Source organism: Streptomyces sp. NPDC001381 (assembly GCF_042895685.1).
Lineage (GTDB): Bacteria > Actinomycetota > Actinomycetes > Streptomycetales > Streptomycetaceae > Streptomyces.
Genome location: NZ_JBIAWO010000001.1, coordinates 1,419,409 through 1,445,377 on the forward strand (window position 1 = coordinate 1,419,409; position 25,969 = coordinate 1,445,377).

General features: G+C 68.6%; 23 protein-coding genes and 1 pseudogene. 18 read left to right on the top strand and 6 right to left on the bottom strand.

All coding sequences use genetic code 11. From position 1 onward, the window contains the following. Positions 1-163: 163 nt before the first annotated feature. The 3 genes from ACFY2L_RS06290 to ACFY2L_RS06300 all read right to left on the bottom strand — a co-directional run bounded on the left by ACFY2L_RS06290 (position 164) and on the right by ACFY2L_RS06300 (position 1,878). A complete protein-coding gene (locus ACFY2L_RS06290; protein WP_390660145.1) occupies positions 164-865 on the bottom strand; it encodes a YidC/Oxa1 family membrane protein insertase in 702 nt (233 codons plus the stop codon). A gap of 95 nt (positions 866-960) precedes the next feature. Continuing rightward, positions 961-1,272: a DUF6412 domain-containing protein gene (locus ACFY2L_RS06295; protein ID WP_390821614.1), complete on the bottom strand. Its 312-nt coding sequence runs from the start codon at positions 1,270-1,272 to the stop codon at positions 961-963. Between the two features lie 78 nt (positions 1,273-1,350). Then, entirely contained in the window at positions 1,351-1,878 is a 528-nt protein-coding gene (locus tag ACFY2L_RS06300) for a winged helix-turn-helix transcriptional regulator (protein ID WP_390821615.1), read from the bottom strand. Positions 1,879-1,946: 68 nt separating this feature from the next. Here ACFY2L_RS06300 and ACFY2L_RS06305 point away from each other — a divergent pair, with 68 nt between their 5' ends. The 4 genes and pseudogenes from ACFY2L_RS06305 to ACFY2L_RS06320 all read left to right on the top strand — a co-directional run. Next, the gene (locus ACFY2L_RS06305) at positions 1,947-3,431 is read left to right on the top strand and encodes an MFS transporter (protein WP_390821616.1); all 1,485 of its coding nucleotides are present in this window, start codon (positions 1,947-1,949) and stop codon (positions 3,429-3,431) included. Positions 3,432-4,236: 805 nt separating this feature from the next. Next, a complete protein-coding gene (locus ACFY2L_RS06310) occupies positions 4,237-4,995 on the top strand; it encodes a hypothetical protein (RefSeq protein ID WP_390821617.1) in 759 nt (252 codons plus the stop codon). Beyond that, positions 4,988-5,371, top strand: coding sequence for a GntR family transcriptional regulator (locus ACFY2L_RS06315; RefSeq protein ID WP_390660150.1), 384 nt, complete (start codon positions 4,988-4,990; stop codon positions 5,369-5,371). The genes ACFY2L_RS06310 and ACFY2L_RS06315 overlap by 8 nt, the downstream gene beginning before the upstream one ends. Before the next feature lie 45 nt (positions 5,372-5,416). After that, positions 5,417-6,145, top strand: a pseudogene (locus tag ACFY2L_RS06320) (DUF817 domain-containing protein); the annotation flags it as partial. 153 nt (positions 6,146-6,298) lie between these two features. Here the strand turns inward: ACFY2L_RS06320 and ACFY2L_RS06325 are convergent. After that, on the bottom strand, positions 6,299-7,105 hold the full coding sequence (locus tag ACFY2L_RS06325) for a class E sortase (RefSeq protein WP_390821618.1): 807 nt from the start codon (positions 7,103-7,105) through the stop codon (positions 6,299-6,301). Between the two features lie 212 nt (positions 7,106-7,317). Here ACFY2L_RS06325 and ACFY2L_RS06330 point away from each other — a divergent pair, with 212 nt between their 5' ends. Next, positions 7,318-8,793 carry a beta-1,6-galactanase gene (locus tag ACFY2L_RS06330; protein ID WP_390821619.1) on the top strand — a complete coding sequence of 492 codons (1,476 nt, stop codon included), beginning with the start codon at positions 7,318-7,320 and terminating at the stop codon, positions 8,791-8,793. A gap of 87 nt (positions 8,794-8,880) precedes the next feature. On the opposite strand, the gene ACFY2L_RS06335 is transcribed toward ACFY2L_RS06330, so the two are convergent. Next, a complete protein-coding gene (locus ACFY2L_RS06335; protein WP_390660153.1) occupies positions 8,881-9,762 on the bottom strand; it encodes an NAD(P)-dependent oxidoreductase in 882 nt (293 codons plus the stop codon). 96 nt (positions 9,763-9,858) lie between these two features. On the opposite strand from ACFY2L_RS06335, the gene ACFY2L_RS06340 reads away from it, so the two are divergent. The 9 genes from ACFY2L_RS06340 to ACFY2L_RS06380 all read left to right on the top strand — a co-directional run bounded on the left by ACFY2L_RS06340 (position 9,859) and on the right by ACFY2L_RS06380 (position 22,151). Next, positions 9,859-10,236: a winged helix-turn-helix transcriptional regulator gene (locus ACFY2L_RS06340; RefSeq protein ID WP_390660154.1), complete on the top strand. Its 378-nt coding sequence runs from the start codon at positions 9,859-9,861 to the stop codon at positions 10,234-10,236. 83 nt (positions 10,237-10,319) lie between these two features. Continuing rightward, positions 10,320-11,336: an SEC-C domain-containing protein gene (locus ACFY2L_RS06345; RefSeq protein ID WP_390821620.1), complete on the top strand. Its 1,017-nt coding sequence runs from the start codon at positions 10,320-10,322 to the stop codon at positions 11,334-11,336. Between the two features lie 594 nt (positions 11,337-11,930). Continuing rightward, positions 11,931-12,371 (top strand): very short patch repair endonuclease, encoded by a 441-nt coding sequence (locus ACFY2L_RS06350; protein WP_390821707.1) that lies wholly within the window; start codon positions 11,931-11,933, stop codon positions 12,369-12,371. Between the two features lie 148 nt (positions 12,372-12,519). After that, the gene (locus ACFY2L_RS06355) at positions 12,520-15,069 is read left to right on the top strand and encodes a Z1 domain-containing protein (RefSeq protein ID WP_390821621.1); all 2,550 of its coding nucleotides are present in this window, start codon (positions 12,520-12,522) and stop codon (positions 15,067-15,069) included. Continuing rightward, positions 15,066-16,091, top strand: coding sequence for a PD-(D/E)XK motif protein (locus ACFY2L_RS06360; RefSeq protein ID WP_390821622.1), 1,026 nt, complete (start codon positions 15,066-15,068; stop codon positions 16,089-16,091). Before ACFY2L_RS06355 ends, ACFY2L_RS06360 begins: the two co-directional genes overlap by 4 nt. Further along, positions 16,088-18,064: a hypothetical protein gene (locus tag ACFY2L_RS06365; protein ID WP_390821623.1), complete on the top strand. Its 1,977-nt coding sequence runs from the start codon at positions 16,088-16,090 to the stop codon at positions 18,062-18,064. Before ACFY2L_RS06360 ends, ACFY2L_RS06365 begins: the two co-directional genes overlap by 4 nt. Then, on the top strand, positions 18,061-18,960 hold the full coding sequence (locus ACFY2L_RS06370) for a hypothetical protein (RefSeq protein ID WP_390821624.1): 900 nt from the start codon (positions 18,061-18,063) through the stop codon (positions 18,958-18,960). Before ACFY2L_RS06365 ends, ACFY2L_RS06370 begins: the two co-directional genes overlap by 4 nt. Next, positions 18,957-20,795: a DUF6339 family protein gene (locus tag ACFY2L_RS06375; protein ID WP_390821625.1), complete on the top strand. Its 1,839-nt coding sequence runs from the start codon at positions 18,957-18,959 to the stop codon at positions 20,793-20,795. Before ACFY2L_RS06370 ends, ACFY2L_RS06375 begins: the two co-directional genes overlap by 4 nt. Positions 20,796-20,804: 9 nt before the next feature. After that, positions 20,805-22,151 carry a DNA cytosine methyltransferase gene (locus ACFY2L_RS06380; protein ID WP_390821626.1) on the top strand — a complete coding sequence of 449 codons (1,347 nt, stop codon included), beginning with the start codon at positions 20,805-20,807 and terminating at the stop codon, positions 22,149-22,151. Positions 22,152-22,266: 115 nt separating this feature from the next. Here the strand turns inward: ACFY2L_RS06380 and ACFY2L_RS06385 are convergent, their stop codons facing one another. Next, positions 22,267-22,896, bottom strand: coding sequence for an ATP-binding protein (locus tag ACFY2L_RS06385; RefSeq protein ID WP_390821627.1), 630 nt, complete (start codon positions 22,894-22,896; stop codon positions 22,267-22,269). A gap of 216 nt (positions 22,897-23,112) precedes the next feature. On the opposite strand from ACFY2L_RS06385, the gene ACFY2L_RS06390 reads away from it, so the two are divergent. The 4 genes from ACFY2L_RS06390 to ACFY2L_RS06405 all read left to right on the top strand — a co-directional run bounded on the left by ACFY2L_RS06390 (position 23,113) and on the right by ACFY2L_RS06405 (position 25,917). Then, a complete protein-coding gene (locus tag ACFY2L_RS06390) occupies positions 23,113-23,961 on the top strand; it encodes a helix-turn-helix domain-containing protein (RefSeq protein WP_390821628.1) in 849 nt (282 codons plus the stop codon). An 8-nt stretch (positions 23,962-23,969) separates the two neighbouring features. After that, positions 23,970-24,173 (top strand): DUF397 domain-containing protein, encoded by a 204-nt coding sequence (locus ACFY2L_RS06395; protein ID WP_390821708.1) that lies wholly within the window; start codon positions 23,970-23,972, stop codon positions 24,171-24,173. Between the two features lie 158 nt (positions 24,174-24,331). Further along, positions 24,332-25,072: a DUF6879 family protein gene (locus tag ACFY2L_RS06400; protein ID WP_390821629.1), complete on the top strand. Its 741-nt coding sequence runs from the start codon at positions 24,332-24,334 to the stop codon at positions 25,070-25,072. Next, complete coding sequence (locus tag ACFY2L_RS06405) at positions 25,069-25,917, top strand: helix-turn-helix domain-containing protein (RefSeq protein ID WP_390821630.1); 849 nt, start codon at positions 25,069-25,071, stop codon at positions 25,915-25,917. The genes ACFY2L_RS06400 and ACFY2L_RS06405 overlap by 4 nt, the downstream gene beginning before the upstream one ends. The last annotated feature ends 52 nt before the right edge of the window (positions 25,918-25,969 follow it).

The window sequence follows — 25,969 nt, forward strand, 5'->3', positions numbered from 1 at the left end:
CGGTCGCGGAGCGTCCGCCGACGGGTGCGGCCGTCGGACGACTGGCCGATCCTCCAAGGCCGGCGTCCGCTCCGCAATACCCGGTTCACGTACTGGACCGTCCGCGGTCAGCGGTCCGTGCTCCGCGGTCAGCGGTCAGCCGTCAGCCGTCAGCCGTCAGCCGTCAGCGGTAGAGCACCGCTCGTTCGACCGCGCTCCACGTCGAGCTGGTCATGACGTACAACGCGGCCGCCAGCGGGACGACGGCCACGGTGACCAGGGTGAAGAAGGACAGGAACGGCATGACCTTGGTGACCGTGCCGAGCCCGGGCACGTCCTGGCCGGTGCCGGTCTCGGGGAGCGGGACCCGCTTGGCCCGCGTGTAGTTGAACGTGGCGACGGCCGTGACGACGGCGAACAGCCCGAGATAGACCAGCCCCGCCGGCCCGAACACCCCGTCGCCGGCCAGCGCGTCCGTCCAGCGGTCGCCGAGGGGCGCGTCGAGGAGCCGGTGGCCGAGCAGCCCGTTGGCCTCACCACCGACCGACGGGCTGGAGAAGAGGTGGTAGAGGAGGAAGAAGGCCGGCGCCTGGCAGAGCGCGGGCAGCAGCCCGGACAGCGGCGACACCTTCTCGCGGGTGTGCAGCTCCAGCACGGCCTGCCGCAGCTTCTCCGGGTTCTTCGCGTGCTTGCGCCGCAGCTCGGCGATCTTCGGCTGCAACGCCGTACGGGCCTTCTGGCCCCGGGCCGCCGCGCGGGACAGGGGATGCACGAGAAGGCGTACGGCAGCGGTGAACAGGACGATCGCGGCGGCCGCGGCGGAGGCGCCGAACAGCGGCTGGAGCAGGTCGGCGAGGTGCTCGACCAGGGTGGCGAAAACGGACATGGGTGAGGAGCCCTCCGGGGGTCTCGTCGTGCCGGGACAGCGGGGATGTGCGGCATGACGACCCGCGCGGGGTCACGGGGATGAAGGAGTGTGCCCTACGCGGCGGTCGCCGGGAGGGCGTGGCCGGGTGCCCGGGGGCGGGGCCGGCCCGAGGCGTCCGGGTCGCGCTGCGGCAGGAAGGCCGTACGGCGGGCGCGGTCCCTGATCGCCGTACGCACCCGGGTGGGCGGGACGGCGGGGGCGCTGCGCGCGGCGACGACGGAGCAGACGGCGAGCGCGGAGGAGACGGCGGCGGTCGCGGCGAGCGCGACGGTGGCCGGGAGGCTGCCGGGGTCGAGGAGGAGGACGTCGAGGACGAGGAAGAGGAGGAACGGCGTGGCACGCGGGGTGAGCCGGTCACGGATCACGTTCCTCTGCCCTCCTCTCGCTCACCGGGACTGGCGGTTGCCACTCACCGAGTCTGACGCCTTTTACGCCTCACTGGTTCACGCCTGACCGGTCTCGATCGGTTCCAGGAGGCGCTTGGGCTCCAGCAGGGCCCGGCTGACCGGGTCGGCCGGGTCGGTGTCGAGTCCCGGGCCCGGCACCATGAGGACGTCCGGGACCGGTACGGGGGTTCCGCAGGCGGGGCACTCGCCGTACGGGCCGAGTTCGGTGCCGCAGTCGGCGTGCCGGAAGACACGCAGCCTGGCGTCGCCGAAGTGCTCGCGGCCCCACAGGCCGAGGGAGAGCAGGGTGGGCCACAGGGCGATGCCGCGGTCGGTGACGACGTACTCGTCGCGGGGCGGGGACTGCTGGTAACGGCGCTTTTCGAGGACTCCCTCGGCGGTGAGCGCCTGGAGGCGGGTGGCCAGGACGGCGCGCGGGATGCCGAGGTGGACGAGGAAGTCGTTGTAGCGCCGGACGCCGTAGAGCGCGTCGCGGATGACGAGGAGCGTCCAGCGTTCGCCGACGACCTCCAGTGCCCGGGCGATCGAGCACTCCTGTGCCGCGTAGTCCTTGCCGAGTGCCATGCGGCCCACTGTAACCATTCACCGGCCATGGGTTCAATGAACGAACCTGGGGTGCTAGCCTCCTGGGCATGAGTGGGTTCATTGACCGAACTGACGACGACATCGCCGCGGCGCCGGCCGGGAGGAAGCCCGGGCAGCACCCCCGCGCCGAGACGCGCACCGGGACCGGGCCGCAGTCCCAGCCCGCGGTGCGCCCCGCCGCCACCCTCGCCGTGACCAGTGCCGCCACCGCCCTCGCGCTGATGACGTACACCGCGCCGGCGGTCACGCTCGTGGACACCGCCGCCGATCTGCACACCGGGCTGTCCTCCCAGGCCTGGCTCCTGAACGGCACCCCGCTGGGCCTGGCCTCACTGCTGCTGGTGGCCGGCAGCCTGGCCGACGACCACGGCCGCCGCCGCGTCTTCGTGGGGGGCACACTCGCCCTCGCCCTCACCACGCTGCTCGGCGGGCTGGCGACGACGACCTGGCAGTTCACCCTGGCCCGCGTCGCACAGGGCGCCTCCAGCGCGGCACTGCTGGCGAGCAGCCTGGGCCTGATCGTGCACGCCTTCCCGACCCCGCGCGGCCGGCTGCACGCGATCGGGGTGTGGGGCGCGTTCGTCAGCGCGGGCATCGCGGTGAGCCCGCTGCTCAGCGGCTCGCTGCCGGACTGGGGCACGGTGCCCGGCTGGCGGCTGGTCTACGGCCTGCTCGGCGCCGCGACCCTGCTGGCCGGCGTCGTCGCCCCGCGTGTCCTGGCGGAGTCCCGCTCACCGCGCGGCGGCCGCCCGGACCTGCTCGGCGCGACGGCCTTCGGAGCGGCGACGGTGGCCCTGATCGCGGCCCTGACCCTGGGCCGCGACGGCTGGCTGCGGGCGCCGGTGGGGCTGTTGCTGCTGGCGGCGCTGGTGTTCCTGGCCGTCTTCGTGGTGGTGGAGCGCAGGTCGGCGGCCCCGATGATCGACCTGACCCTGCTGCGCAGCCCGGCCTTCGTGGCCTCCTCCCTCGGCGGACTGGTGACGGGGCTCGCGGTGATCGGCCTGTTCACCTTCCTGCCGACGGTCCTGCAGCGGACGCTCGGCATGTCCCCGATGGCCACGGCCTGGCTGTTCCTCCTCTGGTCCGGCCTGTCCTTCGGCGTCGCCCTCCAGGCCCGCCGCCTGGCCGGCCGCGTCACGCCGCGCGCCCAGCTCGCCCTCGGTTTCGCCCTGCACGCGGCCGGCACCCTCACCCTGCTCGGCGCGGTGGACGCCGGCTCCTGGCACCGCATGCTCCCGGGCCTGATCCTCGCGGGCATCGGCAGCGGCCTGCTGAACGCGGCCCTGCCCCTCCTCGCCGTCGAGTCGGTCCCGGCGGCCCGCGCGGCCATGGGCTCCGGCGCCCAGCAGACCCTGCGCTACGTCGGCTCCTGCGCGGGCGTCGCCCTCACGATCGCCATCGCGACCAGCACGGGCACCGACCTCGCCGCCGGCACGGACGCGGCCATGGCGGTGTCGGCGGGCCTGGCGATCCTGGGAGCCGTCGGCATCGCGGGCACACGGGGGCGGGGGCGGGGGCGGGGGCGGAAGTGACGAGCCCGGGCGCGCCGGACGCACGGCTGCGGGACGGGGGCACGACCCCGGGGCGGGGCGGGCGTACGGCAGCGGGACCAACAGGCACGGCCCGGGAGCCCGGCGGGCGCACGGCGGCCGAGCCCGGGCGGCGACCGGCGGGGCAGGCGTACCGGGAACGCGGCGGCAGGACCAGGGGGCGCGGCCCGCGAGCCCGGCGGGCGCGCCGCGGCGGAGCCCGGGCGGCGACCGGCGGCGCACCGGCGGGGCAGGCGTACAGGGGCCTGGCGCGGAAGGCGGCGGCCGTCGGTGAACCGGCCCGGGCGTACGGGGACCGGGCGCGGAGGGCGCCGGCCGGCGGCGCGCCGGGAACACGGCGGCAGGACCAGGGGGCACGCCCGCGAGCCCGGCGGGCGCGCCGCGGCGCAGCCCGGGCGGCGGCCGGCGGCGCACCGGCAGCGCACCGGCGGGGAAGGCGTACAGGGCCGGGCGCGGAAGGCGCCGGCCGGCGGCGTGCCGGGAACACGGCGGCAGGACCAGGGGGCACGCCCGCGAGCCCGGCGGGCGCACGGCGGCCGAGCCCGGGCGGCGACCGGCGGCGCACCGGCGGGGCAGGCGTACAGGGGCCTGGCGCGGAAGGCAGCGGCCGTCGGTGCGCCAGGAACACCGCCCGCGAGCGCAACGGGCGTACGGCCACCGGGCCGTGGGTGACGGCCGTGGGGCCCGTGACGCACCAACACCCCGCTTGTATCAAGCGTTTGACACAAGATGCGGCCCACGGCATCTTGTACTCACCGCTTGATACAAAGACCGACCCGGGGGCCCCATGCTCGACACCGTCTCGCCCGAAAGACTCCTGGCTCGTGCCGATCTCTGTGCCCGCTGGGCCGGACTGACCCTGGGCGCCGGGGTCGCCCAGGCGTTCGCCACCATGGACAGCGACGAGATGGCCATGCCCTTCGTCTCCGCCGTCACCTCCTTCGGACTGTGCGCGGTGGGCGGAGTACTGCTCGGCGACTCGCTCACCCCCGCCCCGCGGGAAGCGGTCCGCACCGCCGGCCTAGCCCCGCGCCGGGTCCGGGACCACGTACCGCCCCGAATGGCCCCGCTGCTGGTGTTCCAGACGGCATGCCTGGTCCTCCTGCTGGCCGTCGGGGTCGCCGTGGCCGACGCCGACGGCCAGGGCCGGAGCGGCCGGGCCCTCGCCGTCACCTGCGCCATCGGCGGCACGCGCCGCCTCGGCCCCTGGCCCGGCCTCTTCTACGCCACCCCGGTCCTCGTCTCCCTCGCCCTCGGCACCGCCGCCTGCTTCTGGGCCCTGCGCCGCATCACCCACCGCCCCGGCGACAACCAGCAGCGCCACGACCGCAGCTGGGCGATCACCGCCGCCTGGGGGCTGCTGGTCTCCAGCCAGCTGCTGCTGGTCCTGGGGATGATCGGCCGGGTGCTCTTCTATTCGAGGTGCGCGGGCATGCTCGGCAACATCACCGCCCTGGTCATCTACCCGCTGGGCCTGCTGAGCCTGTTCACCCTGGGCTGGTGCCTGTTCACCATCGTCGTCCCCCGGGCCGTGGACGATGAATGACCCCGCCGTCCGCGTCGACACCACCAGCCAGGTACCGCCGTACGAGCAGATCCGCGCCCAGCTCGCCGCGCTGATCCTCACCGGCCGGCTGCCCGAGGGCGAACGCCTGCCGACCGTACGCCAGCTCGCCGCAGACCTGGGCCTGGCACCCGGCACCGTCGCCCGTGCCTACCGCGAACTGGAGGCCGCCGAGCTGATCCGCACCCGCCGCGGCGCGGGCACCCGGGTGGCCGCCCTCCCCACCGAGCCGGCCGGCTTCCACCCCGACCAACTGACCACCCTGGCCCGTGACTTCACCTCCGCGGCCCGCGCCCTCGGCGCCGACCCCGAGGCCATCCTGGCCGCCGTGGGCGAGGCACTGGAGCAGCAGGCGTAGACGGTCACTGCAACCGCGGGCCCCTTCCGCCGCCTCTCCCTCACCATGCACGGGATCAAGGACCACGCCAGAACGTTCATCCGGCAGCTCGCGCACTTCGGCTGGCTGCAGGCGCGCTGCTGCGCCTTCGCGGCCGCGTTGTTCGGCGGCATGGCGGTCTCCACCATGCTCCCGCACCTGCCGGTGGCCCGCTACGACCTGCTGCTCGCCTACGGTGTGCTGCTCACCGGCGTCGGCTACCTGCTGAAGTGGGAGACCCGCCGGGAGGTCGCGGTGGTGGCCGCCTGCCATGTGCTCGGGTTCGCCTTCGAGGTGGTGAAGGTACGGGTCGGCTCCTGGAGCTACCCCGAGCCGGCACTGGCCAAGGTCGCCGGGGTGCCGCTGTACGGGGGTTTCATGTACGCGGCCGTCGGCAGCTACGTCTGCCGGGCCTGGCGGCTGCTCGACCTCTCCGTCACCGGCTACCGTGCCCGCGCCACCGCCGCCCTGGCCGTCGGCCTGTACGTCAACTTCCTGAGCCACCACTGGCTTCCTGACCTGCGCCTGCCGCTCGGCGCCCTGCTGCTGGCCGCGACCTGGGGCACCCGCGTCCACTACACGGTCGGCGCCCGCCGGTACCGGATGCCGCTGGCCCTGGCCTTCACCCTCATCGGCTTCTTCCTCTGGGTGGCGGAGAACCTCGCCACGTATCTCGGCGCGTGGCGCTACCCGCACCAGCTCCACGGCTGGGAGCCGGTCTCCGTGTCCAAGTGGGTCTCCTGGGCGCTGCTGATCAGCGTCACGTTCGTCATCTGCGGGGCGCGCCGGGGCGACGGGGCGCGGACTCGTACCGCCGCACCGGTCCACGGCGAGGCGCCGGTCCACGACGAGGCGCCGGTCCACGGCGGGGCGCCGGTCCACGGCGGGGCGCCGGCTCACGGCGGGGCACTAGCCCCGGGGCCGCGTGGCGGTCAGCTTCCCCCACACCACCAGCCGGAACCGCGAGGTGTACTCGGGCGTGCAGGTGGTGAGGGTGAGATAGCGGCCGGGGACGGAGTAGCCGTAGGCGGGCCTGGTGAGGGAACGGGGCACGGGCCGGACGACGCCCGAGTCGCGGGGTGAGGTCTGCGGCAGGATCTTGTCGACGGTGTAGGTGTAGGTCGCGTTCCTGGTCTCCACCTCCACCGTGTCGCCCTTCTCCAGGTGGTTGAGGTACCGGAAGGGTTCGCCGTGGGTGTTGCGGTGCCCGGCGACCGCGAAGTTGCCTTCCTGCCCCGGCTGCTGGGTGTGGGCGTAGTGGCCGGCGTACCCCTTGTCGAGGACCTTCTGCTTGCTGGTGCCCTCGGCGACGGGGACGCGGAGGTGCAGGCGCGGGATGCGCAGGACGGCGTAGGCCTGGGAGGGGCCGGGGGCGGAGGAGGACGTCGTGGTGCTGCCGCCGGACCGGCCGGAGCCGCGTCCCCCGCCGGAGCCGGAGCCGGAGCCGCCGCCGCCGAAGTCGTCGTCGCCGCCGCTCCCGCGGCCGGAGCCCCCGGCACGGCCCTCGGTCCCGGCGGCGCCCCACTCCCGCTCCAGCGCCTCCACCTTCCGCTCGGCACCCTCCCTCGCCTCCCGGTTGGTCCACCACAGCTGGTGGACGACGAGGAGCAGCACCAACACCCCTGCGGTGACGAGGAGTTCGGCACCGCTCCAGAGCACCCGCCGGTACCGGGCGCGCCGCCGCCGGGTGCTGTGCTGCACGAGGGGGATCCGCACGCCGGGCACCATAGGGCGAGCGGGCCGAGGTCTCCAGAGCCGTACACGCACGACCGGATCCCGCTCTGTCCCGTTCGCCCCCTCGAACCCCGGCCCGCCCTTTCTCCATAGGTTTGAGAAAGGGCTGTCAGAACCCTCGACAATCCCACGCGCCACACCCGATGCTTCGTGACGGCCGAACGGGACCGGCCATGACTCGGAGCGGAGTAGCCATGATCCGACGCAGGACACTGCTGGCCGCCACCGGCGGCGCGCTCTTCGGAGGCGCGCTGGCGACGGGCACCGCCCACGCCGACGCGACGATTTCCGTCAACCCGTCGACCAGCTACGGCACCTGGGAGGGCTGGGGCACCTCGCTCGCCTGGTGGGCGAACGTCTTCGGTGGCCGGGACGACTTCGCCGACGCCTTCTTCACCACCAAGTCGGTGACCTACAACGGCACGAGCCTCCCCGGCCTCGGCCTGAACATCGCCCGCTACAACCTCGGCGCCTGCAGCTGGAACACGGTGAACGGCGAGTCGATGGTGGCCTCCCCCAACATCCCCGCCTTCAAGCAGATCGAGGGCTACTGGCAGGACTGGAACAACGAGGACCCCACGTCCTCGGCCTGGGACTGGACGGCGGACGCCACCCAGCGCGCGATGCTCCAGAAGGCGGTGGCGCGCGGCGCGACGACCGAGCTCTTCGCCAACTCCCCCATGTGGTGGATGTGCCTCAACCACAACCCCTCCGGCGCCTCCGGCGGCGGCAACAACCTCCAGTCCTGGAACTACCGCCAGCACGCCTCCCACCTCGCCGCCGTGGCCCTCTACGCCAAGAACAACTGGGGCGTGAACTTCGCGACGGTCGACCCCTTCAACGAGCCCTCGTCCTCCTGGTGGACGGCGACCGGCACACAGGAGGGCTGCCACATGGACGCGACGGTCCAGTCGGCCGTACTGCCGTACATGCGCAGCGAGCTGGACAAGCGCGGCCTGACGGCGACGAGGATCTCCGCTTCGGACGAGACGAGCTACGACCTGGCCCGCACCACCTGGAACTCCTTCTCGTCGGCGACGAAGGGCTATGTGAACCGCGTCAACGTCCACGGCTACCAGGGCTCGGGCGGCCGCAGGGACCTGCTCTACACGGACGTCGTGACCACGGCCGGCAAGGCGCTGTGGAACTCGGAGACCGGCGACAGCGACGGCACCGGCTACACGATGGCCTTCAACCTCCTCTACGACTTCCGCTGGCTGCACCCGACGGCCTGGGTCTACTGGCAGGTGATGGACCCGTCGACGGGCTGGGCGATGATCGCGTACGACCAGAGCACGCTGCAGCCGACGACCGTCCAGACGAAGTACTACGTGATGGCCCAGTTCAGCCGTCACATCCGCCCCGGCATGAAGATCCTCGACACGGGCGTCAGCTACGCGGCGGCCGGCTACGACGCGTCGGCGAAGCGCCTGGTGATCGTGGCCCTGAACACCTCCTCCTCCGCCCAGACCCTGACCTTCGACCTCTCCCGCTTCACCACGGTGAACGGCGGCTCGGGAGGCGTGGTCCCCCGCTGGAGCACCCTGACCACCGGCGGCGGCGACCTGTACACGGCCCGCTCCGACACCTATCTGAGCGGAAAGACGGTGGCCGTGCCGTTCGCCGCGAAGGCGGTGCAGACACTGCAGGTGGACGGGGTGACGATCTAGAGCGCGTCCGTGCCCGTGCCGGTCGCGGCGTCTCGTGGAGGACTGTGACCGGCACGGCCGTTCGTCCCCGGGGCGGCAGGTGGCCGGTCAGCGCACGAGCAGGTCGATCACGCCCGTCAGGTCCTCCTCGCCGCCGCCCTCGGCCAGGCGGCGGCGCATCAGCTCGAAGTAGGGGCTGAGCAGTTCCGGGCTGACCCCCTGCTGCTCGGCGGTGCTCAGGAAGGTCGGCGTGCCCGCCACCTGCATGGCGAGGCGGGAGACGACGCCCTTGGTGTAGTCGCCGCTCCGCAGCTGGTCGGCGGTCTGGTGCACCGCCGGAGCCATCGCGACGAGCCAGTCGGCGAGCAGCGGGGCGAGCGCCGCGGGGTCGATGTCCTCCTTGCGGATCAGGGCGAAGGCGTGCGCGGCACCGGCGAACATCCCGTACATGGCACTGAGCAGGGCCACGTCGTACAGGGCCGCGAAGCCCGCGTCCTCGCCGACGTAGGTGGTGCCGGCCGGGACGGCCAGGGTCTCCTCGTACCGCTCGAACAGCTCCCGCGAGCCGCTGTAGAAGACGTAGCCGCCGCTTTCCGGCACGCCGATCATCGGAGGGACGGCCATGATCCCGCCGTCCAGGTAGCGGGCGCCGCGCTCGCGGGCCCACTCGGCGCGGGCGCGGGCCTGGGCGGGGGTGCTGGTGGTCAGGTTCACCAGATCCCGGCCGGCCAGGTCGGCGCCGGCCAGCGCCTCGTCGACCGAGGTGTCGTCCAGCAGACACACGACGATCAGGGTGTTCGCCGCGACCGCCGCCGCGGCGGTGTCGGCGACCCGCGCGCCCTCGGCGGCGAGTGCCGCGGCGCGGGCCGGGGTGCGGTTCCAGACGGTGAGCGGGTGGCCGGCGGCACGCCAGGTCCGAGCCAGCGCGGTGCCCATCGCGCCGAGGCCCAGCATCGTGACGGAAGTCTTCTCAACAGGGTTCTGTGTCATGCCGATTAGGCTGGTCACAGGTCCCTAGGTGATCAAGTACGCACTTGGCGGTAGGTGGTTACCCCGGGGTGAGCGAGCACGTCGGAAGGGTGGGGCATGACGACGCTGAACCGGCCGGGCGCACCAGACGGACACGTCTGCGGGATCGACACCGCGATGGAGGTGATCGGCGGCAAGTGGAAGGTGCTGATCCTCTGGGCGCTCCACGAGCACCCCTGCCGCCGGTTCGGCGAGCTGCGCCGGCTGCTTCCGGGGATCACCGAGAAGGTCCTGGCCTCACACCTGCGCGAGCTGGAAGCGGACGGCGTCGTGCACCGCGTCTCCTACGACGAGGTGCCGCCCCGCGTCGAGTACTCGCTGACCGAGGACGGCACACGCCTCAACGACGCACTCCAGCCACTGGCCGCCTGGGGCCGCGCGCGGCCGGCCGCGCGCGGGCGCGAGCTGCCGCAGGACTCGGCCCGGTACCGCTGACCTGGCCCCTGGCACGGCTCCCGGCCCCGCCTCTGGCCGCGGATGTCTCACCCCTGTCACCGGTCGGCGCTACGGTGTCCCCCATGCGCCCCGACACGCCTGCCGAGAACGTCGACCACACCGCCGAAGCGGCACGCCTGGAGCGAACCGCCGGCCTGTATCCCGAGGACGCGGAGGCCCTGCTGCTGCAGGCCGCGGCCCACCTGGAGCTGGCCGGCGACCGCCCGGCGGCGACGACCCTCTACGACCGCCTCCTGTCCTCCCCGGAGAGCCTGGACAACCCCCACCTGATCCGGGCCCTGAAGGCCTCGAACCTCTGGGAGTACGGCCACGAGGCGGAGGCCCGAGCGATCATCGAGGGCCTCCGCGCCGCCGCCCCCCGCGACCCGGCCCCGTGGGTGATCATCGCGGAGGCCCTGGAATCGCACGACGAGCTGGAGGCGGCGGAGGCGGCGTTCTCGGAGGGAGCCCGCCTCCTGCTGACGGACGTGTCCGAGCCCCCGTACTCCACCCACCCCCTCCTCTTCGGCCGCCACCGCGTACGGCGGATGCTGGGCGCGGCCCACGACGAGTGGGACCATCTGGCGGACACCCTCCACTCCTCCCCCGTGTCCCTGGACGAACTCCACGACCCCAAGCGCGTGTGGTCCCTCGGCTCGGACAACCCGGCGGAACTGGCCGCGGAGATCTCCCGCCTGCGCGCCGAGCTGGGCACCTACCGAGAGGCCCTGTCCCGCCCCTTCCCGGTGGCCGTCCTCCACTGGCCGGCGCCGGAACTGGCGGAACTGCTCGCCGCGTACCCCACCCTGGAGGCGGAGTACCCCTCCCACGAGCAGCACCTCAAGACCATAGAGGCCTCCCTCCGCGAACTCTCGGCCTCCGGCACGGCGAACCTCGGCATCGTGACCGGCACGGTCCCCTCCTACGAGGCCTTCGCCGCCTCGGAGGGCACGTCCCCGGCCGACGGCGACCTGCTCCCCCAGTACGCCACGACCCTGGCGGCGCGAGGACGAGCCGTGGCTTGGCCGCCGCAGAGGGGGGCGGCTTGTTGGTGCGGGTCGGGGAAGTCTTACGGGTCCTGCCACGGGCTTGGGACCTGACTTCCCAGCCCCCAAGCCCGGTCCCGATCACAAAGAGCGCGATAGTGCCAGGTCAGATCCCCCCTGAAAGGAGTGACCATCAGGCATTCCACGCAGACCCGCCGCCACCGCGCGGCACGGCGCACCCCCGGAACAACCACGACGTTGGGGAATCCGCCCAGCGCACCCGGCGGCAGTCCGGACAAGACGCGCCCTGCCCAGCCACACTCCTCAGCCCACCCAAGGGATCACCCACCTGGGCCATCGCTTCCCCGGGCCGCTCGCTCGCTTCCCCCCAGTGCTGGAGCGGTCGGGTCAAGGGTGGCCCGCAGGGCCATCGGCGAAGGCCGACGCGCAACGCAGCGCAGCGGAGTGAAGCGCCCTTGAAGCGACCCGCGGAAGCACGACACTGCCGAGGAAGCGAGCGGCCTCACGGCACCCAACAAAACGCGGCAGGACAGCGCACGACTCCGTTGCGCCACGCCGAACCAACGGGACCAGTCACTCCGTCTCGATCAAGGCGGGACTTCAGCCGCGTACGCGCCGCCCCTCATCGGCCGGCAGAATGCTTCCGTGTCAGATGTCGTCCCGTCCTCCCCCTCCGTCTCTGCTCGCATGAGCCGGCAGGGCTCGCGCGACACGGCGCCGGAGGTCGCGGTTCGACGACTACTCCACGCCTCAGGTCTCCGCTACCGCGTGAACGTGCCGGTTCCCGGCATGCCTCGACGCACGATCGACATAGTCTTCACCAAAGCCAAGATCGCGATCTTCCTGGACGGCTGTTTCTGGCACGGCTGCCCGGAGCACGCAACACACCCGAAGGCCAATGCAGCGTGGTGGCGGGCAAAGCTGGACAAGAACATGGCCCGCGACATCGAGACGACGGAACACCTAGCAGCTGCGGGCTGGACAGTGCTGCGGTTCTGGGAGCACGAGACCCCTGCGGATGTCGCCCATCGCATCACGGCCTCGTTGGCGTCCGCGCAGCCGTCCCGGTCCGAGACTCCGCCCGCTGCCGACCTCACCGAGAGTGGCGAGCCCGACAACCAGTCGTGACCCTGATTCGCTTATCAACAACCTCCTCAGCCAATAATCTGTAGGAGTTGTGCGATGGGGTGCCGACTTGCACCTCGGAGCAGTCTGCCGACGGCAGAGCTCTGAAGTCGGTCGGCGTGACGAACAAGAGCGGGGGCGGTCGAGTCCTGTGACCGACGAATTCGATGCCATGTACGAGACGTTCCAGGCGATCTTGGACGCCTTCCCCCCGTCGGAGGCCGTGAAGCGTCTGGAGTTGCTCGGCGCCTCCTCAGAGATCGTCCAACAGATCCGCGATCGCCACGAACAGCAGACGATACGCATCAAAGAGCTGGAAGAACCTCACGCGGTCGTCCTGGGTAACCGCGACACCTGGTACACAGGCCCTCAGCCCAAGGACAAGTGCTGGCCCGCAATCGAGGACCTGCTGGTCAAGGACGGCTGGCCCAAGGAAACCGCCATCAAGAATCTGGACGAGTCCTCCACGCGGGTCGTCTCGCTGCTGAACCACCCGAAGGAAAAGGCGTTCTCCACTCGGGGTCTCGTGGTCGGCCATGTCCAGTCGGGCAAGACCACGAACTTCACGTCGGTCATGGCCAAAGCCGCCGACCGAGGGTACAAGCTATTCATTGTCCTCGCCGGCATCCACAACGGCCTTCGCCGTCAGACACAGGCCCGGCTCGTACAGCAGCTCGTGGAGCCCAACCCCTCGATGTGGTCACAACTGACCGATCTTGACAAGGACTTCACCCCGCAAGCGAATCCGGCTTCGTACTTCGGGAAGAGCAACAAGACGCACGTGCTGTGCGTAGTGAAGAAGAACGCGACCGTACTGCGCAAGCTCGCCACGTGGCTGGACAAGGCGGCCGACTACCTGAAGGACTGCCCCGCGCTGATCATCGACGACGAGGCGGACCAGGCCACTGTCGCAACGAAGTCGATCAATCCGCTGATCCTGAGCATGATGAAGAGCCTCCCTCGTTCGGCGTACGTGGGATACACGGCATCGCCGTTCGCCAACCTGCTGATCGATCCGAGCGCCGAGGATCTCTATCCACGAGACTTCGTCGTAAATCTGCCGAAGCCGGAGGGCCACTTCGGCACGGAGGTTCTGTTCGGGCGTTATGCGCTCGATGGTGAGGACCCCGACCATGTCGACGACGGCCACGACATGATCCGGTCCGTGCCGGACGACGACGTGCCGTGTGTGCGCCCGGAGACCAAGGCCGACATCGAAGGCTTCGAGCCGATCGTCACGGACACCCTCCGCAGAGCTGTCGAGTACTTCTGGCTCGTCACGGCCGCTCGCCGGGTGCGCCGCACCGGAAATCCGCACAACACGATGTTGATACACACCAGTGTCAACACCTCCGTCCACAACAGCTTCGAGCGGCCGCTGCAGCAGCTATTGAACCGGGCGGCGCAGAACCTCTCCGACAAGGTCTTCCTCTCCCGATTGCGCGACCTCTGGGATCAGGAGACGGCGCGCGTTCCTGCCGCGGACTTCGGCGAGACAAAGGTGCCGTTCGACGACCTTTTGCCCGAACTGCCGGAGGTCCTCCGCAGTTGCCGCATCATCATGGACAACTCCAGTAGCGACGCCCGTCTCGACTACGAGAACGGTCCCGTTGTGGCCATAGCCGTCGGAGGCAACACCCTTTCGCGCGGGCTCACCCTCGAGGGCCTGTCAGTCAGCTACTTCGTGCGGGCCGTCTCCGCGTACGACACCCTTCTGCAGATGGGTCGTTGGTTCGGTTTCCGGAACGGTTACGCCGACCTGCCCCGCATTTGGATGACCGACGAACTTGCCGAATGGTTCCGGCACCTTGCCACTGTTGAGACCGAGATGCGCCGTGACATCGACATTTACATGACGGAGTCCGAGACGCCAACCACCTTCGCCGTTCGTCTGCGCACTCATCCCGCTCTGCGCGTGACCGCTGCCGCCAAGATGCGCGATGCGGTCACGGCTGCCTCCTCGTACGGGGGTAAACGGGTTCAAACCCATTATTTCCACACCAACGCCGACTGGCTGCTCGGAAACATGGCGGCTGCCCGTGAGCTGGTCTCTGCGGCGCGCTCGAACGCGGTCAGAGTGGAGAGCCGGTCGGCAGAGGGGCGCTACATCTTCCGTGAGGTGCCGTACGACTTCGTGACCGACTTCCTGGGCTCCTACAAGTTCCATGAGAAGTCACCCGAAAATGATGCGGACCTGATCAGTGGCTACATCCATAAACGGGTCGCAGCAGGCTCGTTGCGTCGATGGAACGTCGCCATCGTCGGCAACCCCACCGGAGAGCCCTTCACCTTCGCACCAGGTGTGTCTGTTGGGCGCAACAACCGAAGTCGCGTTGCGGTGGCCAACTCCGTTCCGGACTTCGCCGACATCAAGACACTCATGAGCCGCCGTGATGCCGCCGTGGATCTGAGCGGAGACGCGGCGAAACTCACCGAGAAGGGCATCATCGACGAGCGACGCATCCAGCTTCCGGACACCGGGCTCCTGGTCCTGTATCCGATCGACAAGACGTCCGAACCAGGCCCCGGAAAGAAACTGCGCGCTCCTCTGAACGCGGAAGAACACGTGATCGGCGTCGGGCTGGTCTTTCCGGAACCACAGCACGGGGACAGCACTGTGGAGAAGTACATCTCCGCAGACCTGTCAGGTGTGCGATTGGAGGACGAGGACTTCAGTCTGCTCGAAGGAGAAGACGCGTGAACGCGGACGTCTTCCGCGAGGCGGTGGAGGAGCACTGGAACGCGCTCGAAGCCGCGCCGGCCAGTGGCGAGCGCCGCCTCCGCGTCTCGCAACTCCCAGTCGTGACCGAGCAAGGTGCCCTCGTCGCAGCTGTCGACCATGACGGACACCGCCATGTGCTGGTACCGATTCACTCGCATTTGAAAATTCGTTCCGGCCTCGACGGCCCCGTACTCCAATTGCGCAAGCGTCCTTTGGAGGACGAAGAGACCTACCAGACCTACGCCGACCTGGCATGCTTGCGAACAGACCTGAACGACCTGTTCACACAGCTGTGCGCGGACATCCTGAGTGCGACGGAGAAGCTGCCCGACAACCCGGTCAAGGCTCTCTACAGAGTGCTCGACCGGTGGAAGGCCCTGTTTCAATCCCAGGGAACCGTGCTGGGCCCCGAACAGCTCGCGGGGCTCTTCGGGGAACTGCTGGTGCTCGACCGGCTACTGCATCTGGACCCCAGCGCCCATCGCCTCTGGCGTGGGCCGGAAGGCCACGCCCACGACTTCACCAACGGAACCCTTGCCGTCGAGGTGAAGTCGAGCGCCAAGGGAGAAGGCCGACGACCACGAATACACGGGCTCGACCAGCTCGAAGCCCCTGAAGGTGGGACCCTCTGTCTGGCCTGGTTTCGCCTGCACCGCACCCCTGGAGGCACGTCGGGTGTCGGCTTCATGGAACTGCTCGAGCGCACGCTTCGATCCTGCGACGACGAGAGCGCGCTCCTCGAACTACTCGCCCGGGCCGGATACCGGTCCGGCGATGCCGCACGGTATCGCGATGTGCGCTTCGCCGTCGTCGAGGAGCGCTGGTACCGGATAACTCCAGCCTTTCCCGGACTGACCACCAGAGCGCTCGTTGCGGCAGGCGTGCCGATTTCCGTTCTGGACGTCGAATACACCGTCGACCTGTCCGGTGAGACGCCGGCCCCCATGGCGCCCGGCACGGTGTCCCTGACGATCGACCGCATGATCCAGGAGTCCGCGTGACGGAACCCCGCTGGTTCTCCCAGCCCTACCCTCCGGAAGGTGCGAGCGCCGCCGAGGGCATCCGCAACCAGCTCGGACGTCCGGAGCTCGACCTGCTCACCATCCTGGTGAGGGAGTCGGCCCAGAACAGTTGGGATGCCCGACTCAACGAGTCCCCAGCACCCGTGGACTACCGCATCGACATGTGGACCGTCGGCCCGGCCCACGCCGGCGCCTGGCGGGACCTACTGCTTTCGGGGGCTCCCCGCAGCGTCGAGCATTTCCCGCTTCGCGAGACGCTCAGACGGGGCCCGGTTCGTGTCCTGGCCGTGTCCGATCGGGGCACGCGCGGGCTCGGAGGGCCAACACGCGCGGACAATGCCGTGGGCCCCGACCGCGACTTCGTCTCCTTCATCCGCAACATCGGCGAACCACGTGACACTGCGCTCGGTGGCGGTACCTACGGCTTCGGCAAAGGCATCTTCTACCTCTTGTCCAGGCCGGGAACCGTCATCGTCCACTCCCGCTGTCGAACAACAGCCGGAAAGCTCGAAACACGCCTCATCGGATGCACGCTCTGGAAGAGCTATGTGGCATCGGAGCCCGACGGCGACCGCCGCTACACCGGCAGGCACTGGTGGGGCGACACCTCGGGCAAGGTCGTTGAACCGTTGCTGGGTGAAGAGGCGGAAGCCGTGGCTCAACGCCTCGGTCTGAAAGCGTTCGGCCCGAACGAGACAGGAACCACGGTCGTCGTCGTCGACCCCAACACGGACGACCTCGAACCGGCGGAAGTGGCCGAATATCTGGGCGACACCATCGCCTGGCACCTCTGGCCCAAGATGATATCCACCGCAGGCCATCCACCCGCCATGCGATTCTCCGTCGCGTACGACGGGGTGCAGCATCCGGTACCCGATCCTCGATTCACCCGCCCCCTCAACATGTTCGTCGCGGCATACGAGTCGATGGTCGCACCGGACGGCAGGGACCTGGAATGCCTCAAGCCCAAGCGGCACCTGGGACGACTCGGGCTGGTAAAACGCATCATGCCCGCGCTCGAGCCCACGCGTGCATCCCGCATGTTGGCCATCGAGGACCTGATTCATCATGTCTGCCTGATGCGTCCTGCAGAACTCGTCGTCACCTATCACGCGGGGCCCAAACCACCTAGCACGAATCAGGGTTACGCCGGGGTGTTCAGGGCCGACGAATCCATGGACGACGTATACGCCAAAGCCGAGCCGCCCACGCACGACGCCTGGAACCCGCACTCTCTCGACAGGCCCGAGAGCACCTACGTACAAACCACATTCCGGCGCATCGGCGAGGCATTGGAGCAACTGCTCTCTTTGAGTGGCACGGCGCGTCCCGGCGCCAGTAATGTCGCCCTGGGCGCGGCCAGTTCACTCTTCTCCGGCCTCGTGGGAGGTGCCTGGGGAATCGGTGGAGCCACCGCGTACTCCAAACCAGGGGGCACCGCTGCGCCGGCCCGCCGGTCGGCCGGCGCCAAGAACACCACCCCTGCTCAGGTCGATGACAGTTCGGTTCCCCCACCGCGGACTCCGGATGGGACGGCCGTCGAGGGCACTCCACACATCGAGGGGGGTGACGATCGCCCCTTCTCGGGATCGGCGGGCGACGATGCACCACGTCGTCGCCCGCGGGTCCAGTACATCGGTGATCCCTACTACGACGATCGTGGTGACGATTCCGTCCTGGTTCAGGAGTTCCGACTGCCCGTGCCCGGCCTTCAACGCGTCCGCATCGACCTCGCGGTCACCCTGCCCGGCAGCGGAGGACGAGAGACCGATCCGCCCATCGGGGCGAGCATGCCCGAGCTCATCGGCTGGGAGGACGCGACCGGGCTGCTCCACACCTCCGATCCCCACATGGTCGAAGGCGGCGAGTCCGTTTGGCGTGCCGTAGTGAGGCCGGCTCCCGACACCATGACCGAGATCGGCATCAAGGTCGAGGCGGTGAGGGGCTCGTGACCCGCCGCGTACTTCCCTATCGGGTACCGGCCGAGGACGTCGTGACACCGGAGCCGTGGCGTCTGGTGGTCGAGGACGGCGAGGTGGTCCTGCCAGAGGCGTTGCCCGACTGGGACTACCAAATGGACGTGCACGTACGCAGAACACTCCATGTCGACCTGGACGGGGTCCGCTGGCAGACAGGTCTGTCGGCGAATGCTGCACTCATGTTGTCGGTCGTCTGGACGGCCACTGGTTCCAACCTCAGTGGTCCTGCCCAGCATGTGCGCCTCGCCGAAGCCGGAACGAGCACAGTCGAATTCGACGTAAGGCTACGTGGTGCGGACCTGGGCGGCCTGCTTCTCCTGGACACGGCGCTCGTGCTCGCCGAGCGTATGAACGACGCACGGCCTTCCTCGCCACGGCGAGCAGGATCTGTGCTGTGGAGCGATCGTGAGGCTCTTCGCCTACAGGGCGACGCTCCCCAGTTCCCCATGGCCGTGATCGACTTCGCACGAACGTCATTCCCGAACGACGCTGCCTGGCACCTCCAAATCACGGGAGGCCTCGAGAGCGCCACCATGGGCGCGCTCCTGCTCCTCGTCAACGAGCAGAACACGGTCACCGCCACCGCATTTCAGAACGCGGGCAAGCCACGCCCCGTGGACCGCGTCGTACTTTCAGCGGTGAAGGCCGATACGGCCCGGATCATGGTGGAGCACGCTCTTGCACATGATGAGTTCGTCGAGGACGCAGACTTCCCCGACGGCTCACTGGGCGCCACCCTCCTGGGCTTGTTCGACCAACTGTTCCCAGGACAGTCGATCACCGACATACGCCTCCGCCACCGGCAGTCACCCGCGCTCTTCTCGTCGGATCTGCAGGCTGCCGTCAAGATCTTCGAGGTGTCATCATGAGTTTTCTCTACCCCCGACTCCTCACCGAGCAGGCCAGACCTCTCTTCGAGGAGTACCGGGGCCTCACACCGGCCGACCTGTCCCGACGCCATGCCTTCACTCACGACTCTGCGGTCTACGTGGCCACGGGTGGTGACCGCGTTGCTTCCGATCAGCTCCGTGCATTGCGGGAAGGTGTGTTGGAGCTCGCGAAGCAAGCCGGATTCCCCAATGACTCCGATCGTACTCACAATGCCGAGTTCGACCTTCGGCTTGCCGCCCTGCTGCACGCCGAGATGGGCATGGTGCCCGCAGAGGCCGCATCCCGCGACGTCTGGGCCTTCCTGGCTCTCATCGTCCTTCCTGATGTTGCGTTCTGGCGTTATCCGCAACCCCCCAAGGACCGGGTCCTCGGAACTGACCTCACCCGACATGTCTTCGGTCGACTCTGGTGGCGGGCACAACTCGTTCGCGCGCCCAATGAACCGGATCCCTACAATGCCCTTGAGATTCTTGGAGAGGCCGCGTTCGACCAGATCTACGCACGTCGCGCTGCACTGGGTGGAAGTCCTCATCTGGTCAGGGCAATCTTGCGAGTCTGGAAAGATCTCGACCTGTCCGGTTTGAACGAGCGCGACACTCTGCGTGACTTCCTCAAGCGACTGCTCAGGCTCGCCCCGTTCGTGTTGTTCGACGGAATCGCGGAGCACGCGCTGGACGGCGAGTTGCGCGCGGTCGCCCAGGAATCGGTGGACGCCTTGCGGCCCAGGTCGGCGTCAAATGCCACCGAAGCAACTTCAGAGCGGACGGCCACAGCCGGCTCCTTCGCTCCGAATCCGCCTCATGAAATTTTTGCGCAGGGGGCACTGCCCACTCGAGGCGCACCGCCGGCTTCCCTCGAAGTTCGACGGTTCAGGTCCCTGGAGGTCTGCGCCGGAGCAGGGGGACAGGCACTCGGCCTCGAGAGGGCAGGGTTCGACCCCGTATTGCTCATCGACAGCAAGGCGGACGCCTGCTTCTCGATCGACCTGAACCGACCCGCTTGGGACGTCGTATGCATGGACCTGGTGCAATTCACTCCGAGCATGCGACCCGACGCGACCGATGTCGATCTCATCAGTGGCGGTCTGCCGCGCGTGAAGTCGTCGGCGACGGCAGGACGTGCGGAAGACACGGAGGAGCGCCGGGTCCTGCGCGCGGCAATCGGCCTTGCATGCGACATCAAGCCTAAGGCCGTGCTCTTCGAGAACGTGCCCGACCTGGTCGACGGGCCGGAGTTTGCTGCCGATCGTGCCTGGATCGACCACAAGTTGCGGCAGGCCGGTTTCCGTACGAGCTGGAAGATCCTCAACGCCGCCGATTTCGGTGTCCCCCAGAACAGGAAGAGCGGATTTCTTGTCGCTCTACGAGATCCACATTTCGGGCGCTTCTCCTGGCCTCAACCCAATGAGGTGCCGCCACCCACGGTGGGTGAGGTTCTCGGCACATCCATGTCTGTGGGAGGTTGGCCTGGAGCAGAACGTTGGATCAAGAACGCCGACCGCATCGCTCCGGCACTCGTGGGCGGGTCCGACCGCAGAGGCGGAGCGGACCTCGGCCCTACCGGCAGCAAGAAGGCCTGGGCCTCGCTCGGAGTCAACGGCAACAGCCTCGGGGACGAGCCCCCCGGTGCCGACTTTCCGGTGGACGAGTTGCCGAAGCTGACCGTCGAACAGGCGGCGGCGATCCAGGCCTTCCCCAACGACTGGAAACTCTTCGGCGGCAAGACATCCAGGTATCGTCAAGTGGGCCATGCCATGCCGCCTCCCCTGGCAACCTCGGTCGGCCGGGCCCTCGCAACCGCACTCCGAAGCTAAGATCGCCCTATGCTCACGCCCCGTTCCGTCACCCCCGAACCCATCACCGTCGTCGACCTGTTCAGCGGCTGCGGGGGCTTCACACAGGGGTTCCACGAGTTCCGCCCCGCAGGGAAGCAGGATGGGGGGCCGATCTTTCACAGCATCGCGGCCGTCGAACACAACCGCGCCGCGGCAGCCACGTACGCCGTGAACTTCGGAGAGCTTCGCAAGGACAGGCGGGTGCCCGCTGCTCGTGTGCATGTCGGAGACATCGAGGCCTGGCAGCCGACTCAGGAGGCGCTCCACGCGGACGTCGTCGTAGGTGGCCCTCCGTGCCAGGGCTTCTCGGCCTTGAACCGCGCGAGAACAGGGAGCGAGCGCAACCGACTCTGGGAGGAATATGTTCGAATCGTAGCGGAAATCCGCCCAAAGGTTTTCGTCATCGAGAACGTGGACCGCTTCGTAAAATCGGACGAGTTTCGCAATCTGCTCAATGAAATGAAACAGGGAGGCAAGCTCGCCGATTACAGGCTCGTTGATCCTCCCGGCCACGACCCCTCCGACTCCGAAGAACAAAGAAACAAGCGCTACCTCCTCAACGCGGCGGACTACGGTGCCGCACAGGCTCGACGCAGAGCCATCGTCATCGGCGTTCGGCGCGATGCTGAAAACGGCCGCACCATGGTGTATCCCGTCAAATCGCACTTCCGTCGTCCGAAAAATGGATCCACCCGGGCAAACCGACCGATCGACGCTGTCGACGCAAGTATTTCATACTGGGAAACCGTCGATGAGATCTTCCGCGAGTCAGCCAAACGCACACTTGGAGATCTCCCCGACATAAAGAAGTTCATTCCCGAGCTAAAATCTGAGCTTCCGGGGATTTTCTGCACCGACAACCTCCACTTCGGCCGGAACCCAGAGAAGCTCTCTCTGGCCCGGTACGGCGCCATCCCCCCCGGCGGAAACCGCAAGCACCTCACAGGCCTCTATTACACCCAGGATGAGTTCGGTGAATTCAAGTACTTCAACACATTGAACCCGCCTGGCGTAAGGACAACTGTCGAATACCTCTCGACCGACAGTTGGGACAAACACAACTCCGGGACCGGTGACGTCATGGGCAGACTCCGCCTCGGCGAGCCGTCCGTGACGATCCGCACGGAGTTCTTCAAGCCCGAAAAGGGGCGCTACCTTCACCCGTCGGAGGATCGCCCCATCACTCACTTCGAGGCGGCTCGGATCCAAGGATTTCCCGTAGAGTTTCGTTGGTGTGGCACGAAGACGGAGATCGCCACTCAGATCGGGAATGCGGTACCGATTCCGTTGGGTAAAGCCATAGCGGCGGCAATTCACGCCTACCTGCGTGACTGAATCGAGCAATCTCAGCATGAGCAGCCTGAGCGAAACCCTTCTCTCCGAAATCCGAGGAATCTTCAACAGGCCGCCTGCTCCAGAACATGCCCACTCTGTGGACAATCCAATTGGCTCACTCTTCGAATGCAACGTCGAAGCGGTTCTGCGCGCGGTCCAGGACCTCGTCCACGTCACAGCCGTGCGCACGCAGCCAGTACAGGAAGTCGGTGATGACCGCGACCACCGACTCCTCGGCAACGGCCCGCCCCAGCCTTCCCGAGCCGGGCCGGAGGCGTGGTGCCTCCCTCGCGTAGAAATCCAGCAACGCCTCGGCCCGCAGCACCCCGGGGCCTTCCACGTGCCCGTTAGGCGAGGGGAGTCCCGTCGCCAGCTCGCACCAGGTGACCTTCCGGTCGAGGCAGAGCTGCACGCCCCAGCGGGCGGCGACGGCATCGACGAGGGCCATGCCTCGCCCGCCTTCCGCGTGGACGTTCGCGTCGAGGAGGGTGGGCAGGGCGCGCGGGTCGGGATCGTGGACCTCGATGCGCAGATGCACTCCGTTCATCGACACCGCCAGGGTGGCCGGGGTGCCGACGCCCACGTGCGTGATGACGTTGGACGCCAGCTCGCTCACGCAGAGCTGAGCTTCGTCCGTGACGTCATGCAGACCCCACCTCCCCAGATGCGCCCGCACGGCCCGTCGCAGGGCGGCCACCTCCGCCGGCTGGGCCGTGAAGGCGAGATCCCATGGCTTGCGCATCATGCATTCTTCCCGGCCCACGAAGACCCCTCTCCATCGCAGTGACGCCCCCCGCGAAGCACGCAGTGTCATGAGTCGTCACGATGAGTTGTGTGACGTCAGATTGCTGCTTTCACATCCCCGCATGCAATGTGCACCGCGAGATTCCCACTTCTGAGTGATTGGCAGGCACACCCCTTGGCGCGAGACTGAACGCCCGCTATCCGAAACGGGGTTGATATGGCCGGATCACCGACGGCGCGCCGGCGCCGCCTCTCGATCGAACTGAGGAGGCTCCGGGAGCAGAGCACCCTCACCTGCGCCCAGGTCGGCCAAGCTCTGGACTGGAGCGGTTCGAAGGTCAACCGCATGGAGACCGGCAGCGGTCGGGTGCAGCCGTCCGACATCGACGCCCTCTGCCGGTTCTACGGCACCGACGACGAATTGCGCGAGTTCCTCAAGTCACTGGCACGCCAGGCCAAGATGCGAGGTTGGTGGCAGGTCCACGGCTCAGGTGTGCCGGAGTGGTTCAACATCTACATCGGCCTGGAGCAGGACGCCTCCACCTTCCGCCAGTACCAGTGCGAACTCGTGCCCGGGCTCATGCAGACCCATGCCTACGCCGCCGAGCTGCACAAGACCGGTGCGCACATGTCCGCCGAGGACATCGACAAGGCCGTACAGGTGCGCATGGAGCGTCAGACCGTGCTGAACCGCCCCGATGCCCCCGAAGCGTGGTTCATTGTGAACGAGGGCGCTCTGCGCAACGTCATCGGGGATCACGGGTTGATGCGAGAGCAGATCGAACGGATCCTGGAGGCCTCTCGGTTGCCGACCGTCACGCTGCAGGTCCTGCCCTTCGACTCAGGCACCTACCCGGCCACGGGCTCCTTCACCATGCTGGGCTTTCCCGCGCCGGAAGACCCTGACATCGTCTACCGGGACGGCATCACCGATGCCGTCTATCTGGAGGGCGAGCGTCATGTCCGTGAGTACGCCCGAGCGTTCGACGGCCTCCGAGCCGCGGCCCTCAGCCCTCAGCGTTCGGCCCAGTTGATCGAAACGGTCTTGAAGGAATACGCGGGGTGAACATCGCAGTGACCGGCTTGAGCAGGCGTCCGTCATGGTTCACGTCGTCCTACAGCAACGGTGCGGGCGGTGAGTGCGTCGAGTGCTCGTTGACGGACGACGGGACCCTGGTTCGTGATTCGAAGAGCGCCCAAGGGCCTGAGATCACCTTCGGAAGCGGTGCTTGGCTCTCGTTCATACATTGCGTGAAGCGCGAGGCACTCGAGCGCTGACGGCTCCAAAACAGCCCTTCAGTCCTCACGAAGTGTCCCAGCCCCTTGCACGCAATCCCAGCCCACCCTTCAGGAAGCGCAATCCGCTGCAATCCGTCGGCCCTACCGGGTCGCGCACCCGCATCCTGGACCTCCCACAACCCAGCCGGAGGGCGAGCATGACGCTCAGGTTCATCGGTACGACCAGCGACGACGGCGACTGCCCCACCCTGTACGACATCGAGGGAACGGACGAGATCCTCGTCCAGGGCGAGCGGGAGACAGACCCGGAGCATCTCGTCCAGCTGCGGGACGTCAAGGAGTCCGAGACCTTCGTCCGCGTGCCCCGGAGTCTGCTGACCCGCTACGCGCCCAGGGCCGACGCGCCGCAGCGCCGGCCGTTCGCCTCGATCGCCCATCATTTCCGCGAGTTCAGACACACCGCATGGCGCCTGGAGACGCGGCGCGGCTATGCCTCCGATCGGAACAACCCCAAGTGGTCCCGGTTCCTCGCGGGCGAGGACATCGGCGGCGATCCGGACAACGCATGGCGGGCGAACGTCCGCGAGCAGACCGCGCGGGGCAAACGGTTCGAGCGGGTGCGGCTGGTCGACGAGCCCCTCACACAGGGGCAGGCGTTCCTCCTGGCCAGCGCTCCGGGCAACGTCGCCGCAGGGGAGGACATCCGTAACCTCACCCGCGCCCACGCATGCGAACTGCGTCTGCCCGACCACGACTTCTGGCTCTTCGACTCCAAGGTCGTGGCGCGATTCGAGTTCGACGACGACGACACGACCCTGGGCGTGTACGTCAGCGAGGACCCGGCGGAGGTGCTCGCCGCCTGCCAGGCCCGGGACGCCGCCTGGCACCACGCGGTCCGTACCGAAGAGTTCGCCGGGCAGGTACGTTCCACGGTGTGAGCACGGATTACCAGACCGCGAGAGAAGCCCTCGGTGCGCGGCTGCGCGAACTGCGCACCGAGGCCGGTCTGGAGGGAAAGAGTCTTGCTGACAGGATCGGCTGCCAGCCGTCGAAGATCTCCCGCTTGCAGAACGGCAAGCAGACGCCCACCGCGGCCGATCTGACCGAGTGGGCCCAAGCCTGCGGACGGCCGGACGTCGAGGCCGAGCTACAAGGGCTCCGGGCCGGTCTGGAGATGAAGCAGCGGCACCGCTCCTGGCGGCGCCAGTTGGCCGGCGGGCACCGAGGCCGCCAGGAGATCGCCGTACGCCAGACGGAGGCCACCAAGGCGATCCGCGGGCTCGAGGTGTCGCGCGTGCCCGGGCTGTTCCAGACGCCGGAGTACGCCCGTGTCGTCTTCGACTCCAACGCCGAGTTCCGGGGGATCACGCCGACCACCGAGGCGGCGGTGGAGGCGCGCATGCGCCGCCAGGAGGCGCTGTACGACCCCGAGAAGACGTTCCGGTTCCTCCTGTGCGAGGCCGCGCTGTACCACCGCTCCTGTCCTGCGGACGTGATGGCCGAACAACTGGACCGGCTGTACAACCTGGTGGGCCGCCGCCGGATCGAACTCGGCATCCTGCCTTTCGGCGCACAGTTGCGCCGTACCGCGCCGCACGCCTTCTGGATCTACGACCGGCGCCTGGTCATCGTCGAGACGATCAGCGAGGAGTTGTGGCTCACCGGAGAAGAGGACATCCGGTTGTACGAGCGGGCGTGGGACTGGCTTGCCGAGTCCGCCGAGTACGGGGCACCCGCTCGCCGGCTGATCGGCAGGGCGAGGGCGTCGTTGGATCTGTCGTAGGCAATCAGACGCAAGCGCCGCGGCTGCGTGCGCAATCGCGCGCAATCTCAGA